2 protein-coding genes (1 of these 2 only partly in view) are annotated in these 21122 nt (G+C 72.6%); both read right to left on the reverse strand.

The genetic code is table 11. The annotated features are described in order from the left end of the window. Nucleotides 1-4613, reverse strand: the start of a protein-coding gene (locus ACIPAE_RS26750; RefSeq protein WP_402448457.1) for a type I polyketide synthase. It extends 12550 nt beyond the left edge of the window; the window shows 4613 of its 17163 coding nt (coding positions 1-4613); its start codon is at nt 4611-4613; the stop codon falls past the left edge of the window. Next, nucleotides 4614-21065 (reverse strand): type I polyketide synthase, encoded by a 16452-nt coding sequence (locus ACIPAE_RS26755; protein WP_402448459.1) that lies wholly within the window; start codon nt 21063-21065, stop codon nt 4614-4616. Nucleotides 21066-21122: the final 57 nt, after the last annotated feature.

Raw genomic sequence — 21122 nt, forward strand, 5'->3', positions numbered from 1 at the left:
TGGGCCACGCCGGCGGCGTGCACGACCGCGGTCAGCGGATGCGCGGGGTCGATTCCGGCGAGCAGGGCGGCCAGCGCGTCCCGGTCGCTCACGTCGCACGCGGCGACCGTGACGGAGGCGCCCGCCGCGACGAGTTCCGCCCGCAGTTCCTCGGCGCCGGGTGCCTGGAGGCCGCGGCGGCTGGTCAGGAGGAGGTGCCGTGCGCCGTGGGCCGCCACCAGATGGCGGGCCACGAGGGCGCCGAGGCCGCCGGTGCCGCCGGTGACCAGCACCGTCCGCTCGGGGTCGAGTCGCGGGGTGTCCGCGCCAGTGGCCATGTCGGTGTCGGGGTCGGTGTCGGTGTCGGTGACCGCGGCGGTGACCGCGGCGGTGATCTCGTCGGGCGCGACCCGGGCGAGCCTCGGCACCCGCGCCTGTCCGTCGCGCAGCGCGATCTCGGGTTCGCCGGCGGCCACGGCGGCACGCAGCAACTCCGGCGCGTGGTCGTCGTCGAGGTCCACCAGTACGAACCTGCCCGGCTGTTCGGCCTGCGCGGCCCGCACCAGTCCCCAGACGGGGGCGAGCGCCAGGTCGATGTCGTCGCCGTCGGCCGTGGCGACCGCGCCGCGGGTCACGACCACGAGCCGCGAGCCGGCGAAGCGGTCGTCGTCGAGCCAGCCCTGTACCGCCGCCATGACGGTCGCCGCGCGAGCCCGTACCGCGGCGGGGACCGGACCCGCGGTCTCGTCCGGCGGCAGGGCGAGAAGCGCGACCGGGGGGACGGCGGCTCCGTCGTCATCGAGCGCCGCCCGCAGCGCCGCGACATCGCGGTACGCGGATCGCCCGGTCATGCCGAGCCGTTCGGCCGTCTCCGGGCCGTCCGAGTCCGCGGTGAGCAGTACCCACTCCGACGTCTCCGGCTGAGCCTGGGAGACGGCAGTCGCGGTCCACTCCACCCGGAACAGCGCCTGGTTCTGTGCCGCGCCCGCCGCCCGGGCCGCGCCCAGTTGCTCCGACGAGACCGCCCGGGACACCAACGACCCGACGGACAGGACCGGTTGACCGTACGCGTCGGCCATCTCCATGGACACGCTGTCCTGGCCCTCGGCGCGCATCCGCATCCGCAGCCCGGTGGCACCCGACGCGAAGAGGGAGACGCCGTTCCACGAGAAGGGCAGCAGCGTCTCCTCGCCGGTCTCCTCCTCCTGGAGCAGGGCCGCGTGCATGGCCGCGTCGAAGAGGGCCGGGTGCAGGCCGAACCGGGCGGCGTCGGGGTGTGCCGCGTCGGGCAGTGCGACCTCGGCGAACAGTTCGTCGCCGCGCTCCCAGGCGGAGGTGAGGCCCTGGAAGGCCGGGCCGTAGCCGTACCCGCGGTCCAGCAGGCGCTCGTAGCCGCCGGTGACGTCGATGGGCGTGGCGCCGGCCGGCGGCCACTGGGTGAAGTCGTACGAGGGCGTCGCCGCACCCACGCGCAGGAGTCCTTCGGCGTGCGGTGTCCAGAGCTGGTCGGCGCCTTCGGGACGCGAGTGGATGGTCAGCGACCTGGCACCGGAGCCGTCCGCGCCGCCGACGGTGACCCGGAGCAGGACGCCTCCGCTGTCGGGCATGACCAGGGGCGCCTGGAGTGTCAGCTCCTCAACGACGTCGCACCCGAAGTGGTCGCCCGCGTGGATCGCGAGTTCGACGAAGGCGGTGCCGGGCAGCAGGACGGCCCCGAGGACGTCGTGGTCCGCGACCCACTCCTGCGTGTCGAGCGCGAGCCGGCCGGTGAAGACGGCCCCGTCGGTCTCCGGCAGGGCCACAACGGCACCGAGCAGCGGGTGTTCGACCGCGCTCAGCCCCATCGCCTCGGGCCTGCCGCCCAGTTCGGCCGCGAGCCAGGACTCGGCGAGGAACTCCAGAGGGTGCAGCCAGTAGTGCTGGCGTTGGAAGGCGTAGGTGGGCAGGTCCAGGACGTGGCGGGGCGCGGGGCTGGTGAAGGTCTTGGGCCAGTCCACGGCCACGCCCGAGGTCCACAACCGGCCCACCCCGGTGAGGACTTCCGCCGCCTCGGGGCGATCGCGGCGTACGAGCGGCACGATGACCGCCGAACTCGCCGCATGCGTCTCGTCAGTTACGGTGGCGGCTTCGAGGCAGGGGGTGAGCATCCCGGACAGCACCGCGTCAGGTCCGATCTCGACCCACCGCGACACCCCTTCACTCGCCAGCCAGCTGACGCCGTCGGCGAAGCGCACCGCCTCTCGAACGTGGCGCACCCAGTAGTCGGGGGTGCACAGGTCCTCGGCTGTCGCGAGGGCGCCCGTCACGTTCGACACGACCGGGATCTGCGGCGCCGCGAAGGACACCCCGTCCAGCACTTCCCCGAACTCGGCCAACATCGGTTCCATCAACGCCGAATGGAACGCGTGGCTCACCCGCAGCCGACTCGTACGGCACCCCTGCCGCTCGAATACGTCCGCCAGCGCAAGCACCGCGTCCTCGACCCCGGACACCACCACCGACGAGGGGCCGTTCACCGCCGCGATGGAGACGCCTTCCGGCAGTTCCTCACGTATGGCCGCCTCCGAGGCCCCGATCGCCACCATCGCGCCGCCCGCCGGCAACGCCTGCATCAACCGCCCCCGCGCCGCCACCACCCGCGCCGCGTCCTCGACCGACCACACCCCGGCCACACACGCAGCCGCCACCTCACCGATCGAATGACCCACCACGAACTCCGGCCGCACCCCCCACGATTCGACCAGCCGGAACAACGCCACCTCGAACGCGAACAACCCCGCCTGCGCCACAACCGTCTCGTTCACCCGGTCCTTGTCAGAACCCCACAACACCTCCCGCAACGAGAACCCGAGATGGCGATCCAACTCCGCCACCGCCTCATCGAAGGCCGCCGCGAACACCGGAAACGCCCCACACAACACCCGCCCCATCCCCAACCGCTGCGCACCCTGCCCCGTGAACACGAACGCCGAACGACCCGAACCCGCCACACCCCAAGACACATTCGCCGCCCGCGCCTCACCGGCCGCCAACGCCTCCAGCCCCCGCACCAGTTCGGCACGGTCCTGCCCGACGACCACCGCACGGTGCTCCCACGCGGCACGGCCCGCCAACGACCAGGCCACATCCCCCACCGGCACACCAGAACCAGCCCCACCCACCCACTCACCCAACCGGCCCGCCTGAGCCGCCACCGCCGACTCCGAACGACCCGACACCACCCACGCCACCAACCCCGAACCCGAACCCGAACCCGACTCAGACTCCGCCGGCGCCGACTCCACCTCCTCCGGTGCCTGCTCGATGATCACGTGGGCGTTGGTCCCGCTGATCCCGAAGGACGACACCGCAGCCCGCCGTGCACGATCCACCCGCGGCCACTCCCGTGCCTCCACCAGCAACTCCACGGCGCCCGAGGCCCAGTCCACCTCACTCGACGCCGCTCCCGCGTGCAGTGACCGCGGCAACACCCCCCGTCGCAACGCCTCCACCATCTTGATGACGCCACCCACACCCGCAGCCGCCTGCGTATGACCGATGTTCGACTTCAACGACCCCAACCACAAAGGCGAGTTCTCCGCACGGCCACGCCCATACGTCGCCAACAGCGCCTGCGCCTCGATCGGGTCACCCAACGACGTCCCGGTGCCGTGCCCCTCCACCACATCCACATCCACCACTGACAACCCGGCTGAACGCAGTGCCGATCGAATCACCCGCTGCTGCGCCGGACCGTTCGGCGCCGTCAACCCGTTACTCGCCCCGTCCTGGTTCACCGCGGAACCCCGCACCACCGCCAACACGGAATGCCCGTTCTGCCGAGCGTCGGAAAGCCGCTCGACCACCACCATTCCCGCGCCCTCACCCCAGACCGTGCCGTCCGCCCCCTCGGAGAACGAACGGCACCGACCGTCACGCGACAATCCGCGCTGACGGCTGAACTCCACGAACACATCCGGAGTCGCCATCACCGCCACCCCACCCACCAGCGCGAGCGAGCACTCGCCCGAACGCAACGCCTGCACAGCGGAATGAAGCGCGACCAGGGAGGAGGAGCACGCGGTGTCCACCGTCACCGCCGGCCCCTCAAGGCCCAGCACGTAGGAGATCCGGCCCGAGGCGATGGAGCCCGTGCTGGCATTGGCCGGGTAGTCGTGGTACATCATCCCGGCAAACACGCCGGTCGCGCTCCCGCGCAACGACGCCGGGTCGATACCCGCCCGCTCCAGCGCCTCCCACGACACCTCCAGCAACAACCGCTGCTGCGGGTCCATCACCAACGCCTCATTCGGACTGATCCCGAAGAACGCCGGATCGAACTCCCCCGCGTCATGCAGGAATCCACCGTGCTTCGTGTACGTGGTATTCGCCCGCTCACCCGTCGGGTCGTACAACTCCTCCGTTTTCCAACCCCGGTTGGTCGGAAACTCCGATATCGCGTCCACACCGCCGGACACCAGTTGCCACAAATCCTCCGGCGACTCCACACCACCCGGATACCGGCACGCCATCCCGACGATCGCGATCGGTTCGCGGGCACCGGCAACGAGACTCTGGTTCTGGGCGCGGAGCCGCTCGGTCTCCTTGAGGGAGGAGCGGAGGGCTTCGACAAGCTTCTGGTCAGAGCTGGACATCTACAGTTCTCCCGTTTCCTGTGTCGGCTCGTCAAAGCCATGCCCGTCAAGTGCCATGCTGATCAGTGCCGCGGTGTCCATCTCGTCGATGGACGGTCCGCCGTCGGCCGCGCCCGGGGCCGACGCGCCGGAGTCCGGACCGTGCGCTCCGCCGAGTTCCAGCAGCAGTTCCATCAGGCCCGCCTCGCGCAGCCGGCTGACCGGAATGCTGTGCAGCACGCGCCGGATCTCCGCCTCCTCGCGGTCGGCCGGGTCCTCCTCCGGCAGCAGTTCGCCGTGCACATGGGCAGCCAGGGCGCAGGCGTTGGGGTAGTCGAAGACGAGCGTCGGCGGCAGCCGCAGACCGGTGGCGGAGTTGATCAGGTTGCGGAACTCCACCGCGCTCAGCGAGTCGAAGCCGAGTTCCTTGAACGCCCGATCGGGTTCGATGGCGTCGGAGGACGCGTGTCCGAGCACCTCAGCGGCCCGGGTCCGCACCAAGTCCAACAGCAGCGCGTCGCGTTCCTCCGCGGTGGCGTCGGCGAGCCGGCCGCGCAGCGCCGCACCGCTGCCCGGCCCCCCGTCCGCGCTCCGCCGGGACGTGCGACGGACCAGGGAGCGCAGCAGCGGCGGGACGTCGTTCGGCCCGCCACCGCGCCCGCCGGCGGGCGCGGTGAGGTCCAACCGGATCGGTACGAGCACGGCGGCGTCGAGTCCGCGGGCGGTGTCGAAGAGCGCCAGCCCCTCGTCGGTCGCGAGCGGGCGGACTCCCGTGCGGCTCATCCGCTGCCTCCCCGCCACGTCCAGCTCGCCCGCCATGCCCTCGTCGTCCTCCCACAGCCCCCAGGCGAGGGACTGGGCGGGGCGGCCGGCAGAACGGCGGTGTGTGGCCAACGCGTCGAGGAAGGCGTTGGCGGCCGCGTAGTTGCCCTGGCCCGGGGTGCCGAAGACACCGGCGGCGGAGGAGAACATGACGAAGGCGGAGAGCTTCGTGCCCATCTCCTCGGTGAGTTCGTGCAGGTTGAGCGCGCCGTCCACCTTGGGCCGCAGCACGGTGTCGACCCGCTCGGGGGTCAGCGCGCTGATCACCCCGTCGTCGAGCACCCCCGCCGCATGGACCACCGCTGTCACCGGATGTGCGGCGAGCACGGCGGCCAGGGCGGCCCGGTCCGCGACATCGCAGGCCACGAGGGCCGCTTCGGCGCCGAGTTCGGCGAGATCCGCGACGAGTTCGGCGGCGCCCGGGGCGTCCATGCCGCGGCGGCTCGTGAGCACCAGACGCCGGACGCCGCAGCGTACGACCAGATGGCGTGCGACGAGGCGGCCCAGCGTTCCGGTGGCGCCGGTGAGCAGCACGGTCCCGTCGGGGTCGAACGACGCCGGGCGTTGGCCGCCGTCCGCACCGGCGTCCTCAGCCGCGATCGGTTCCGGGGCCGCGGCACGGACGAGCCGAGGCGCGTGGAGGAGGTCGCCGCGCACCGCGATCTGCGGTTCGCCCGTCCCGACGACCGCGGCGATCAGCGCGTCGGCTGTGGCCGCGGTCACCTCTCCGGTCGCCTGGCCGCTCGCCTGGCCGGGCTCGAACGACGCCGCGGCTTCGTCGAAGTCGGCGACGAGGAACCGGTCCGGATGCTCGGACTGCGCGGAACGCATCAGCCCCCAGACCGCCGCACCCGCGAGGTCCGCGATGTCCTCGCCGCCGACCGACACCGCGCCGCCGGTCAGGACGAGGAGCTTCGCGAACGTGAAGCGCTCGTCCGCGAGCCAGCGTTGGAGCACGTCGAGGACGCGGTGCACGCGTGCCTGCACGGTGCCGTCGTCGCCGTACGAACGCAACACCACGGTCGCGGGCGGCACTTCGTCGTCGGGCAGCGCCTCCCACTCGCACCACGCGGGCACGGCGGACGCGGGCGCGGGCTCCGGCACCGGAACCGGCACGGGTGTCCAGGAGAGTTGGAACAGCGCGTCGCTGTGCCCGGCGGCCCGCGCCGCCGCCAGTTGCTCCGCCGACACCTCGCGCAGCGCCAACTGCCGGACGTGCGCCACCGGGCCGCCCGCCTCGTCGGCCACCGACAGCGAGACCGCGCCGGTGCCGGCGGGCGAGACGCGCACGCGCAGAGCGGCAACTCCGCTGGTCCGCAGGGTCACCCCGTGCCAGGCGAAGGGCAGCCGCGCCGCGCCGGGTTCACCCTCGTGCGCCGCCTTGAGGCCGATGGCGTGCAGGCACGCGTCGAACGCGGCCGGGTGCAGGCCGTACGACGCGGCCTCGGTCGTGAACCGCTCGTCCAGGCGCACCTCGGCGTAGATGTCGTCGCCGCCGATCCAGGCCCGGTGCAGCCCCTGGAACGCGGCGCCGTACTCCAGCCCGGCGTCGGCCAGTTGCTCGTACAGCGCGTCGACGTCGACCGGTTCGGCCCCGGCGGGCGGCCAGTCGGTGAGGTCGACGTCCGCGCCGGGGTCGCTCGGGCCGGTGGTGAGCGTTCCACTGGCGTGCCGCACCCACGGCGACTCCGCCTCTTCGCCGCGCGAGTGCACCGTGAGCGTACGGCCGCCCGCCTCGTCTATCTCGCCCACAGTGAGCTGGAGTTGGACCCCGCCCTGCTCGGGCACCGCGAGCGCCGCCTCGATCGTCAGCTCCTCCAGTACGTCGCAGCCGACCTGGTCGCCGGCCTGCACGGCGAGTTCGACGAAGCCGGTGCCGGGGAACAGCACCATGCCGCCGACGCGGTGGTCGGCGAGCCACGGGTGCGTCGCGAGTGACAGCCGACCGGTCAGCACCACGCCGTCGGCCTCCGCCAGCGGCACGGCCGCACCGAGCAGCGGCGAACCGGTGGCGCCCAGGCCCAGCGACACCGCGTCGCGCCGCGTGTCCCCGTGTACGGAGTCGAGCCAGAAGTTCCGGCGCTGGAAGGCGTACGTGGGCAGGTCCACGACGTGGCGGGGCGCGGAGCCGGTGAAGGTCTCGCGCCAGTCCACGGCCACGCCCGAGGTCCACAACCGGCCCACCCCGGTGAGGACTTCCGCCGCCTCGGGGCGATCCCGGCGCACCAGCGGCACGATGACCGCCGAACGGGCCCCGCTGGTGGCTGTGTTGGTGGCTGCGCTGTCCTCTTCGGTGGCGGCTTCGAGGCAGGGGGTGAGCATCCCGGACAGCACCGCGTCCGGTCCGATCTCGACCCAGCGCGACACCCCCTCACCCGCCAACCAGCTGACGCCGTCGGCGAAGCGCACCGCCTCTCGAACGTGGCGCACCCAGTAGTCGGGGGTGCACAGGTCCTCGGCCGTCGCGAGGCCGCCCGTCACGTTCGACACCACCGGAATCGTCGGCGCCGCGAACGACACCCCGTCCAGTACTTCTCCGAACTCGGCCAACATCGGCTTCATCAGGGCGGAATGGAAGGCGTGGCTCACCCGCAGGCGGCTGGTCCGGAATCCTTGCCGCTCGAATGCGTCCGCCAGCGCAAGCACCGCGTCCTCGACGCCGGACACCACCACCGACGAGGGGCTGTTCACCGCAGCAACCGACACGCCTTGCGGCAGTTCCGCGCACACCTCGGCCTCGGACGCCCCGATCGCCACCATCGCGCCGCCCGCGGGCAGGGCTTGCATCAACCGGCCTCGTGCCGCCACCACCCGCGCCGCGTCCTCGACCGACCACACCCCGGCCACACACGCAGCCGCCACCTCACCGATCGAGTGACCCACCACGAAGTCCGGCCGCACTCCCCACGACTCCACCAGCCGGAACAACGCCACCTCGAACGCGAACAACCCCGCCTGCGCCACAACCGTCTCGTTCACCCGGTCCGCATCCGAACCCCACAACACCTCCCGCAACGAAAACCCGAGATGACGATCCAACTCCGCCACCGCCTCATCGAACGCCGCCGCGAACACCGGAAACGCCCCACACAACTCCCGCCCCATCCCCAACCGCTGCGCACCCTGCCCCGTGAACACCAACGCGGTCAGGCCCTCCGCCACCGCACCCCGGAGGACACCGGCCCGCACCTCGCCGGCCGCCAACACCTCCAGCCCCCGCACCAGTTCGGCACGGTCCTGCCCCACCACCACCGCACGCTGCTCCCACGCAGCACGCCCCGCCAACGACCACCCCACATCCCCCACCGACACACCAGAACCAACCCCACCCACCCACTCACCCAGCCGGCCCGCCTGACCCACCACCGCCGACTCCGAACGACCCGACACCACCCACGCCACCAACCCCGAACCCGAACCCGAACCCGCCGGCGCCAACTCGGCCTCCTCCGGTGCCTGCTCGATGATCACGTGGGCGTTGGTCCCGCTGATCCCGAACGACGACACCGCAGCCCGCCGTGCACGATCCACCCGCGGCCACTCCCGAGCCTCCACCAGCAACTCCACGGCGCCCGAGGCCCAGTCCACCTCACTCGACGCCGCCCCCGCATGCAGCGACCGCGGCAACACCCCCCGCCGCAACGCCTCCACCATCTTGATCACACCACCCACACCCGCAGCCGCCTGCGTATGACCCACATTCGACTTCAACGACCCCAACCACAAAGGCAAACCCTCCACCCGACCACGCCCATACGTCGCCAACAACGCCTGCGCCTCAATCGGATCACCCAACGACGTCCCCGTCCCATGACCCTCCACCACATCCACATCCACCACCGACAACCCCGCCGCACCCAACGCCGCACGAATCACCCGCTGCTGCGCCGGACCATTCGGCGCCGTCAACCCATTACTCGCCCCATCCTGATTCACCGCGATCCCACGAATCACACCCAGAACGGGGTGGCCGCTCCGCCGAGCATCGGAAAGCCGCTCCACCACCAGCATTCCCGCACCCTCACCCCACCCGGTACCATCCGCCCCCTCCGAGAACGAACGGCACCGACCGTCACGCGACAATCCACGCTGACGGCTGAACTCCACGAACACATCCGGAGTCGCCATCACCGCCACCCCACCCACCAGCGCGAGCGAGCACTCACCCGAACGCAACGCCTGCACCGCGGAATGAAGAGCGACCAAAGACGACGAGCACGCCGTGTCAAAGGTGATCGCGGGCCCTTCCAGGCCGAAGGTGTAGGAGATCCGACCCGAGGCGATGGAACCGGTGTTGTTGTTGTTCGCGTAGTCGTGGTACATCATCCCGGCGAACACACCCGTCGCACTTCCCCGCAACGACGCCGGGTCGATACCCGCCCGCTCCAACGCCTCCCACGACACCTCCAGCAGCAACCGCTGCTGCGGGTCCATCACCAACGCCTCATTCGGACTGATCCCGAAGAACGCCGGATCGAACTCCCCCGCGTCATGCAGAAAACCACCGTGCATCGTGTATGTGGTATTCGCCCGCTCACCCGTCGGGTCGTACAACTCCTCCGTGTTCCAACCGCGGTTGGTCGGAAACTCCGATATCGCATCCACGCCATCGGACACCAGCCGCCACAGATCCTCGGGCGAGGAGACTCCACCCGGATACCGGCACGCCATCCCGACAATCACAATCGGGTCGTCACCGTCCACCTGCGTACGGAACGCCACCGCTCCGGCGTCCACGGTGTCGGTCGAGCCGGTCAGCTCGCCCAGCAGGAACGCGGCGACCGCCGCGGCGGACGGGTAGTCGAAGACGAGGGTGGCCGGCAGGCGCAGACCGGTCTCGGTGTTGAGCACGTTGCGCAGCTCGACGGCGCTCAGCGAGTCGAAGCCCAACTCGCCGAACGCGCGGTCCGGTTCGATCGCTTCGGGGGACGCGTGCCCAAGTACGTAGGCGACCTGCGCGCGTACCTCGCCCAGCAGGAAGGCCATGCGGTCCCGCTCGGGCAGCGCGGTGAGCCGTGCGGCGAGTGCGGAACCGTCCTGGGTTCCCTTGCCGCCCGCCCGGCGCAACGGCGCGGGCACCAGGCCGCGCAGCAGAGGCGGGAGCGCGTCGACTCCGGCGGACGCGACCTGGGCCCGTAGGGCGGCGAGGTCGAGCCTCAACAGCATGAGCAGCGCGGCATCGGAGCGCAGGGCCGCGTCGAAGTACGCGAGCCCCTCCTCCGGCGACATGGGCGGGAACCCCTGGCGTCGCAGCCGCCGGACAGCGGTCGCGTCAAGACCGCCGCCCATCCCGGTGTCCGTGGCCCACAGGCCCCAGGCCATGGACACCGCGGGCAGCCCGGCGGTCCTGCGGTGCTCGGCGAGCGCGTCGAGGAAGACGTTCGCCGCCGCGTAGTTCGCCTGCCCGGCGGCGCCGAGGGTTCCGGCGGCGGAGGAGAAGAGAACGAAGGCGGACAGGTCGGCGTCGCGGGTGAGTTCGTGGAGGTGCCAGGCCGCGTCCGCCTTCGGCGCCATGACGCGGTCGATCCGCTCCGCGGTCAGCGAGGAGAGCACGCCGTCGTCCAGGACACCCGCGGCGTGCACCACGCCGGTCAGCGGGTACCCGTCCGGGATGCCGTCGATGACGGCCGCGATCTGCGCGCGGTCCGCCACGTCGCAGGCGGCGATCACCACGTCCGCGCCCAACGCGGCCAGCTCGTCGCGCAGTTCGGCCGCGCCCGGGGCCTCGGCGCCCCGGCGGCTGGTGAGCAGCAGGTGCCGCACGCCGTGCTCGGTCACCAGGTGCCGGGCCACGAGCGCACCGAGCCCGCCCGTACCGCCGGTGACGAGGACCGTGCCGTCGGGAGCGAACGCGACGGGCGGGCGTTCCGCGGAGGGCGCACTCTCCAGTCGCGGGATCAGCATCTCGCCCGCACGCAGGGCGACTTCGGGTTCGTCGCTCGCGATGGCGGCGGGCAGCGCCCGGTAGGAGGCGTCGGTGCCGTCGAGGTCGATCAGCACGAGGCGGTCCGGGTGCTCGCCCTGCGCGGCGCGTGTCAGGCCGCGGACGGCGGCCGAGGGCAGGGAGGCGGGGTCCGCGGCACCGTCCACGGCCACGGCGTTCCGGGTGACGACGCAGCATCGGGTGCCTGCGAACCGCTCGTCGGCCAGCCAGGCCCGCATCGCCTCGAACACCGCGTGCAGGGTGGAGTGGGCCTCGGCGACGACGTCGGTGGCCGGCTCGTCGGGGGCGCACGGCAGGAGGACCACCGCCGGCGCGGGCAGCCCTGCGTCGACGGCCGCGGCGAGTGCGGCGATGTCCGGATGGACGGCGATGCCCGCGGCCCGCAACCGCGTCGCTGTCTCGGTGGTCGGCGCACCGACCAGAGCCCAGTCGGCGCCGGGCGCCTGGCCGGTGTCCTCGTGGCGCCCCGGTGTCGTGGCGGTGCGGTGACCGGCCGACCAGGTCACGCGGTAGGGGTGCGCGTCGCGCCGGCCGGCGAGCTGCGTCGCGGTGACCTGCCTGGAGACGATGGAAGCGACGGACAGTACGGGGGCGCCGGCGCCATCCGTGGCGAGTAGTTCGATGGCGCCGCGGGAGCCGGCGTCCCCGTTGGCGTTGGCGCGGACACGTATCCGCAGGGCGGTCGGTCCGGTGGCGTGGAGGGCGACACCGCTCCACGCGAACGGCACCATGGGACCGGCCTGTTCTCCGTCGCTCCCGTCCGCCGCGCCGTCGTCGTCGCCGCCGCCGAGGAGCGTGGCGTGGAGGGCCGCGTCGAGCAGCGCCGGGTGGACCCCGGTGCGCGGGGCGTCGTCGACGGCCTCGGGGGCGAGTTCGACCTCCGCGAACAGGTCGTCGCCGCGCCGCCAGGCCGCTGTCAGGCAGCGGAACACCGGGCCGTAGCCGTACCCGCGCTCGGCCAGACCGTCGTAGAAGCCCACCAGGTCGATGGGGGCGGCGCCGTTCGGCGGCCACTGTTCGAGGTCGGCGGCGGGTCGTACGGAGGGGGTACCGGTGACGGCTCCCTCGGCGTGCAGCACCCACGGCTCGCCCCCGTCGCCGACCCGCGAGTGCACCCGTACGGGCCGGGCTCCGGTGGCATCCGCCGCGCCGACGGCGACGCGCAGCACGACGTCGCCGCTCTCCGGCAGCAACAGGGGTGCCTGCAGGGTCAGTTCCTCCACCGTGTCGCACCCGAGGTGACCGCCGGCGCGCAGCGCCATCTCGACGAAGGCCGTCCCGGGCAGCAGTACGGTGCCCAGCGCCTGGTGGTCGCCGAGCCACGGGTTCGCCGCGAGCGACAGCCGACCGGTGAAGACGGTGCCGCTCTCACCGGGCAGCTCCACGACGGCCCGCAGCAACAGGTGGTCGACCGCCTCCACTCCGCTGGACCCGATGTCGCTTCGCGCCGCACCGGCCCACGGATCGGCCCAGTAATCAAGGGAGTCGAGCCAGAAGTGCCGGCGCTGGAAGGCGTACGTGGGCAGGTCCACGACCTGCCGGGGCGCGGGGCCGGTGAAGGTCTCGCGCCAGTCCACGGCGACGCCCGAGGTCCACAACCGCCCTACCCCGGTGAGGACTTCCGCCGCCTCGGGGCGATCACGGCGCACCAACGGCACGATGACCGCCGAACTGCTCACGGAGACGGTCGCGTCGGTGGCTGCGGACTCACCGGTGTCGGGTGCGCTGTCCTCTTCGGTGGCGGCTTCGAGGCAGGGGGCGAGCATTCCGGACAGCACCGCGTCAGGCCCGATCTCGACCCATCGCGACACCCCCTCACCCGCCAACCAACGCACACCGTCGGCGAAGCGCACCGCCTCTCGAACGTGCCGCACCCAGTAGTCGGGGCTGCACAGGTCCTCGGCCGTCGCGAGGCCGCCCGTCACGTTCGACACCACCGGGATCTGCGGCGCCGCGAAGGACACCCCCGCCAGTACTTCTCCGAACTCGGCCAACATCGGCTCCATCAGGGCGGAATGGAACGCGTGGCTCACCCGCAGCCGACTCGTACGGCAGCCCCGGCCCGCGAACACCTCCGCCACTTCGGCCACTGCGTCCTCGACGCCGGACACCACCACCGACGACGGACCATTCACCGCAGCAACCGACACACCCTCCGGCAACACCTCGCGAATCGCCGCCTCCGAGGCCCCGATCGCCACCATCGCGCCGCCCGCCGGCAACGCCTGCATCAACCGGCCCCGCGCCGCCACCACCCGCGCCGCGTCCTCGACCGACCACACCCCGGCCACACACGCAGCCGCCACCTCACCGATCGAGTGACCCACCACGAACTCCGGCCGTACTCCCCACGATTCGACCAGCCGGAACAACGCCACCTCGAACGCGAACAACCCCGCCTGAGCCACAACCGTGTCATTCACCCGGGCCGCGTCAGAACCCCACAACACCTCCCGCAACGAGAACCCGAGATGGCGGTCCAGCTCCGCCACCGCCTCGTCGAAGGCCGCCGCGAACACCGGGAACGCCCCGCACAACTCCCGACCCATCCCCATCCGCTGCGCACCCTGCCCCGTGAACACGAACGCCGAACGACCCGAACCCGTCACCCCGCGAGACACACCCGCACCCGGCAGACCGGCCGCCAACGCCTCCAACCCCCGGACCAGTTCGGCACGGTCCTGCCCGACCACCACCGCACGCTGCTCCCACGCGGCGCGGCCTGCCAACGACCACCCCACATCCCCCACCGACACACCAGAACCAACCCCACCCACCCACTCACCCAACCGAACCGCCTGACCCACCACCGCCGACTCCGAACGACCCGACACCACCCACGCCACCAACCCCGAACCCGAACCCGAACCCGACTCAGACTCGGACTCCGCCGCAATCTCCAGCGGCGCCGGCCCAACCCCCGCCGACACCGTTCGCGCTTCTTCCCCCTCCGGTGCCTGCTCGATGATCACGTGGGCGTTCGTCCCGCTGATCCCGAACGACGACACCCCCGCCCGCCGCACACGACCCACCTGCGGCCACTCCCGAGCCTCCGCCAACAACTCCACCGCACCCGACGCCCAGTCCACCTCACCCGACGCCGTTCCCACGTGCAGCGACCGCGGCAACACCCCCCGCCGCAACGCCTCCACCATCTTGATCACACCACCGACACCCGCAGCCGCCTGCGTATGACCCACATTCGACTTCAACGACCCCAACCACAAAGGCGAGTTCTCCGCACGGCCACGCCCATACGTCGCCAACAGCGCCTGCGCCTCGATCGGGTCACCCAACGACGTCCCCGTCCCGTGCCCCTCCACCACATCCACATCCACCACCGACAACCCCGCCGCACCCAACGCCGCACGAATCACCCGCTGCTGCGCCGGACCATTCGGCGCCGTCAACCCATTACTCGCCCCATCCTGATTCACCGCGATCCCACGAATCACACCCAGAACGGGGTGGCCGCTCCGCCGAGCGTCGGAAAGCCGCTCCACCACCAGCATTCCCGCGCCCTCACCCCACACCGTGCCGTCCGCCGCGTCGGAGAAGGACTTCGCCCGGGCATCACGCGCGAGGCCGCGCTGGCGGCTGAACTCCACGAACGCTTCGGGGGTCGCCATCACCGCGACACCGCCGACCAGCGCGAGCGAGCACTCGCCCGAACGCAGCGCCTGCACCGCCCAGTGGAGTGCCACCAGTGAGGAGGAGCACGCCGTGTCCACCGTCACCGCCGGCCCCTCCAGGCCGAAGACGTAGGAAATCCGACCGGAGGCAATCGCACCGGTGCCGCTGTTCGCGGCGTAGTCGTGGTACATCATCCCGGCGAACACGCCCGTCGCGCTTCCCCGCAACGACGCCGGGTCGATACCCGCCCGCTCCAGCGCCTCCCACGACACCTCCAGCAACAACCGCTGCTGCGGGTCCATTATCAACGCCTCATTCGGACTGATCCCGAAGAACGCCGGATCGAACTCCCCCGCATCGTGCAGGAATCCACCCTCACGGACATAACTCGTGTTCGGCCGCTCACCTGTCGCGTCGTACAACTCCTCGGTATTCCAGCCTCGGTTGGCGGGAAATTCCGAGATCGCGTCCACGCCGTCCGCCACCAGCCGCCACAGATCCTCCGGCGAGGAGACCCCACCCGGATACCGGCATGCCATCCCGACGATCACGATTGGGTCGTCGTCGGCGGCGGCCGGGGCAGCGGCGGCGGTGGGCGCGGCGGTGTCGACGGAGTGGTGGCCGGCGAGTTCCTCGCACAGGTAGCGGGCCAGGACGGTGGCGGTGGGGTAGTCGAAGACGAGGGTGGCCGGCAGGCGCAGACCGGTGTCGGTGCCGAGGCCGTTGCGGAGTTCGACCGCGGCCAGCGAGTCGAAGCCGAGGTCGCGGAAGGCGCGGTCGGGCTCGACGGCGCCGGTGGAGCCGAAACCGAGGACGAGCGCGACGCGTTGGAGGACGACGTCGAGCAAGGCGGCGGGCCAGTCTGCTGCCGGGAGGGCGGCCAACTGCCGGCGCAGCGCGGCGGCGGCGTCTTGGCCGCCGTCGGCACGGCGTCGCCGAGCCGGCGGGACCAGACCGCGCAGCACCGCCGGAACGTCGTCCGCCTGGCGCCGCATCGCGGCCAGGTCGAACCGGACCGGGACCAGGGCGGGCCGGTCGGTGGCGACGGCGGCGTCGAAGAGGGCGAGGCCGTGGTCGGCGGTGAGCGGCAGGACGCCGCCTCGTGACATGCGGGACCGTTGGCCGGCGTCGAGAGCGGCCGCCATCCCGGCGGGGCCGGCGGCGGACGCGTCGGCCCAGGGGCCCCAGGCGAGGGAGTGCGCCGGCAGGCCCTGGGCGTGGCGGTGCTCGGCGAGGGCGTCGAGGAAGGCGTTGGCGGCGGCGTAGTTGGCCTGACCGGGGGCGCCGAGGACGCCGGCTCCGGAGGAGAACATGACGAACGCGGTGAGGCCGAGTCCGGCGGTGAGCTCATGCAGGTGGAGCGCGGCGTCCGCCTTGGGGCGCAGCACGGCGTCGATCCGGTCGGGGGTGAGTTCGGTGACGACGCCGTCGTCGAGCACACCGGCCACGTGGACGACCGCGGTGGGCGCCGTCCGGCGCAGTTGCTCGGCGAGTGCCTGGCGGTCGGCCGCGTCACACGCCACGAGGTCCACATCGGCACCCATGGCGGCGAGTTCGTCGCGCAGCGCGTCGGCGCCGGGAGCGGCGGGGCCGCGCCGGCTGGTGAGCAGCAGGCGGCGCACGCCGTACCGGTGCACGAGGTGGCGGGCGAGCAACCCGCCGAGGGAACCGGTCGCCCCGGTGATCAGGACGGTGCTGTCGGGTCCGAACGCGGGCGTGGTGCCGGTCGGTTGGGCGCCCGTCGGTTCAACGCCCGTCGGTTCGGTGCCCGTCGGTTCGGTGCCGGTCGATCCGGTGCCGGTCGGTTCGGAAGGGGCGGGGGCCTGCGGAAGCCGGGTGAGGCGCGGTACGTGGACGAGGCCGTCACGCATCGCGACCTGCGGCTCGCCGCTGGCGAGGGCGACGGCGAGCCCTTCGTCGTCGGGTTCGCCGGCCAGGTCGACGAGAACGATGCGGTCGGGGTGCTCGGACTGTGCGGCCCGGACCAGGCCCCACACCGCGGCGCCGGCGAGGTCCGTGACCCCCTCCCCGCGAGGTCCGGCCGCACCGCGGGTCACGACGGCCAACCGGCCCGCGCCGCCGACCCGTTCGGCACTGATCCCTTCGGTGCCGTCCTTCTCCCGCGCCACATCCTGGGCAGCGGCTCCCGCCCCCTCCACGTCCACGTCCACGTCCTGCGTGGAGTGCTGTGCGCCGAGCAGCGTCCTGAGCGCCTCCAGTACGGCGTGGGTGGCCCGTCGTACCGCGTCGGCGTCGTCGCCGGGGACGCTGTGCAGCACCTGGACATCCGGCGGCAGAACGGTCGGAGCGGTCGCGGCGCCCGGGGCCGCCTGCGGGGTCCACTCCAGCCGGAACAGCGCGCCGTCGCCCGCCGAGCGGGCCGCCGCGATGGCGTCGCGGGACGGCGGGCGGACGGTGAGCTGCTGGACGGACGCCACCGGTCGGCCGGCGGTGTCGGCTGCTTCCAGGGAGACGGAGTCGGGTCCGGTGCGCCGCAGCCGGACCCGCAGACCGGACGCGCCGGAAGCGTGCAGCACGACTCCGTTCCACGAGAAGGGCACTGCGGCCTGGCCGTCGGCCGCGCCGGTGAAGGCGATCGCGTGCAGGGCGGCGTCGAGGGCGGCGGGGTGCAGCCCGAGGCGCTCGGCGTCGGCGTGGGCCTGCTGCGGGAGGGTGACCTCCGCGAGCACGGCGCCGTCGTGGCGCCAGGCCGAGGTGAGGCCCTGGAAGACGGGGCCGTACTCCAGCCCGGCGCCCGCGAGGTCCTGGTAGATGTCGTCGAGCGCAAGCTCCTCGGCACCGAGTGGCGGCCACTGCGGCAGGTCCTCGGGGTCGGCGGCCGGCGCGGCGATGGAGAGCGTTCCGATGGCGTGGCGGTGCCAGGGCGCGTCCGGCGCGGCCTCCTCCGCCCGGGAGTGGACGCCCAACGGCCGTACGCCCGTGGTGTCCGGCGCGCCGACGGTGACCTGAATCTGCACGCCGCCCTGCTCCGGCAGCACCAGCGGCGCTTCGATGACGAGTTCGTCGAGCGTTCCGCAGCCGACCTGTTCGCCTGCGCGCAGGGCGAGTTCGACGAAGCCGGTGCCGGGGAAGAGGATCGCGCCGCCGATCCGGTGGTCGGCGAGCCACGGGTGGGTGGCAAGGGACAGCCGGCCGGTGAGCAGGGTGCCCTCGGAGTCAGCCAGCGTCACGGACGCGCCGAGCAGCGCGTGGTCGGCCGAGCTGAGCCCGGCGGCGGCGACGTCGCCCGCGGTGTGCCGCGGGGCCACCCAGTAGTGCCGGCGCTGGAAGGCGTACGTGGGCAGGTCCGCGACCTGGCGCGGCGCGGGGCCGGTGAAGGTCTCGCGCCAGTCCACGGCCACGCCCGAGGTCCACAACCGGCCCACCCCGGTGAGGACTTCCGCCGCCTCTGGGCGATCACGGCGCACCAACGGCACGATGACCGCCGAACTGGCCGCGCTGGTGGCTGTGTTGGTGGCTGCGCCGTCCTCCTCGGTGGCGGATTCGAGGCAGGGAGTGAGCATCCCGGACAGCACCGCGTCCGGTCCGATCTCGACCCAGCGCGACACCCCCTCACCCGCCAACCAGCTGACGCCGTCGGCGAAGCGCACCGCCTCTCGAACGTGGCGCACCCAGTAGTCGGGGGTGCACAGGTCCTCGGCCGTCGCGAGGCCGCCCGTCACGTTCGACACCACCGGAATCGTCGGCGCCGCGAACGACACCCCGTCCAGTACTTCTCCGAACTCGGCCAACATCGGCTTCATCAGGGCGGAATGGAAGGCGTGGCTCACCCGCAGGCGGCTGGTCCGGAATCCTTGCCGCTCGAATGCGTCCGCCAGCGCAAGCACCGCGTCCTCGACGCCGGACACCACCACCGACGAGGGGCTGTTCACCGCAGCAACCGACACACCCTCAGGCAGTTCCGCGCACACCTCGGCCTCGGACGCCCCGATCGCCACCATCGCCCCACCCGCCGGCAACGCCTGCATCAACCGCCCCCGCGCCGCCACCACCCGCGCCGCGTCCTCGACCGACCACACCCCCGCCACACACGCAGCCGCCACCTCACCAATGGAATGACCCACCACGAAGTCCGGCCGCACCCCCCACGATTCGACCAACCGGAACAACGCCACCTCGAACGCGAACAACCCCGCCTGCGCCACAACCGTCTCGTTCACCCGGTCCGCATCCGAACCCCACAACACCTCCCGCAACGAAAACCCGAGATGACGATCCAACTCCGCCACCGCCTCATCGAACGCCGCCGCGAACACCGGAAACGCCCCACACAACTCCCGCCCCATCCCCAACCGCTGCGCGCCCTGCCCCGTGAACACGAACGCGGTCAGGCCGTCGCCGACGACGCCTCGCACGATGCCGGGGGTGCTCCGGCCCTCCGCGAGGGCGGCGAGCGCGGTCCGTGCGGTGGCGCCGTCGGGGGCGACGACGACCGCCCGGTGTTCGAGCGCGGCGCGGCCGGTGGCCAGGGTGTGCGCGGTGCCGAGCGGGTCCGCGGTGCCGACGTGGGCGGCGAGCCGGGCGGCCTGTGCGGCCAGCGCGTCGGCGCCGCGGGCGGAGACGGTGAAGGCGAGCGGCAGCCCGGCCGGGCGGTCCAGGGCCGTGGCCGTGGCCGTGGCTGTTGCTGTGGAGGGGGCCGGGGCCGCGGACTCCTCGGCGTGCTCGTCGTCCTGCTCCGGCGCCTGTTCCAGGATGACGTGCGCGTTGGTGCCGCTCAGGCCGAACGCGGAGACGCCGGCGCGGCGCGGGTGCCCGGTCGAGGGCCACGCGACGGGCTCGGTGAGCAGCCTGACGTTGCCGGCGGTCCAGTCGACGTGGTGTGAGGGCTCGGTGACGTGCAGGGTCCTGGGCATGGTGCCGTGCCGCATGGCCATGACGGCCTTGATGATGCCGCCGACGCCGGCAGCGGCCTGGGCGTGCCCGATGTTCGACTTGAGGGAGCCGAGCCACAGCGGCCGGTCCTGGGGGCGCCCGCGGCCGTAGGTGGCCAGCAGGGCCTGGGCCTCGATCGGGTCGCCGAGGGTGGTGCCGGTGCCGTGCGCCTCCACGAGGTCGATGTCGGCGGTGGTGAGTTCGGCGGCCTCCAGGGCCTGCCGGATCACCCGCTGCTGGGAGGGGCCGTTGGGCGCCGACATGCCGTTGCTGGCGCCGTCCTGGTTGACCGCCGAGCCGCGGATCAGGCCGAGTACGGGGTGGCCGTTGCGGCGGGCGTCGCTGAGCCGTTCCAGCAGCAGGATTCCGGCGCCCTCGGCCCATCCGGTGCCGTCGGCGCTGTCGGAGAAGGACTTGCAGCGGCCGTCGGCGGCGAGGCCGCCCTGCTTGCTGAAGGCGACGAACGGGCCGGGGGTGGACATGATCATCACGCCGCCGGCGAGGGCGAGGGTGCACTCGCGCTGCCGCAGCGCCTTGGCGGCCAGGTGCACGGCGACGAGGGAGGAGGAGCAGGCGGTGTCGACGGTCAGGGCGGGGCCTTCGAGGCCCAGCGTGTAGGAGATGCGGCCGGAGATGACGGCGGCCACGGCGGCGGTGCCGAGGTACGCCTCGGCGACCTCGGGGGCGGCGTCGAGCAGGTCGCCGTAGTCCTGGAAGCCGGAGCCGACGAAGACGCCGACGGGCGCGCCGCGCAGCGCGTCGGGGGCGATGCCGGCGCGCTCCAGGGTCTCCCAGGAGATCTCCAGCATGAGCCGCTGCTGCGGGTCCATGGCCAGCGCCTCGCGGGGGGCGATGCCGAACAGGCCGGGGTCGAAGTCGCCGGCGCCGTCGACGAATCCGCCCTCGTGCACGTAGCTGGTGCCGGCGTCGCCGTCACCGCCGAGGCGCGCCAGGTCCCAGCCGCGGTCGGTGGGGAACGGTGCGATGCCGTCGCCGTCGCCGGCCACCAGCCGCCACAGATCCTCGGGTGAGGAGACGCTTCCGGGGAAGCGGCAGCCCATGGCGACGATCGCGATCGGCTCGTGGTCGGCCGCCTCCGCGTGGCGCAGCCGCTGCCGGGTCTGGGCGAGGTCGGCGGTGACACGTTTGAGGTAGTCCAGCAGCTTGGCGTCGTCAGCCATCCCTGTTTCACAACACCTTTCGGTCCCGGTGGGGACTGGATTCCGGCTCCGGTCGGG

The sequence above is a fragment of the Streptomyces sp. NPDC087270 genome, assembly GCF_044744625.1.
GTDB lineage: Bacteria > Actinomycetota > Actinomycetes > Streptomycetales > Streptomycetaceae > Actinacidiphila.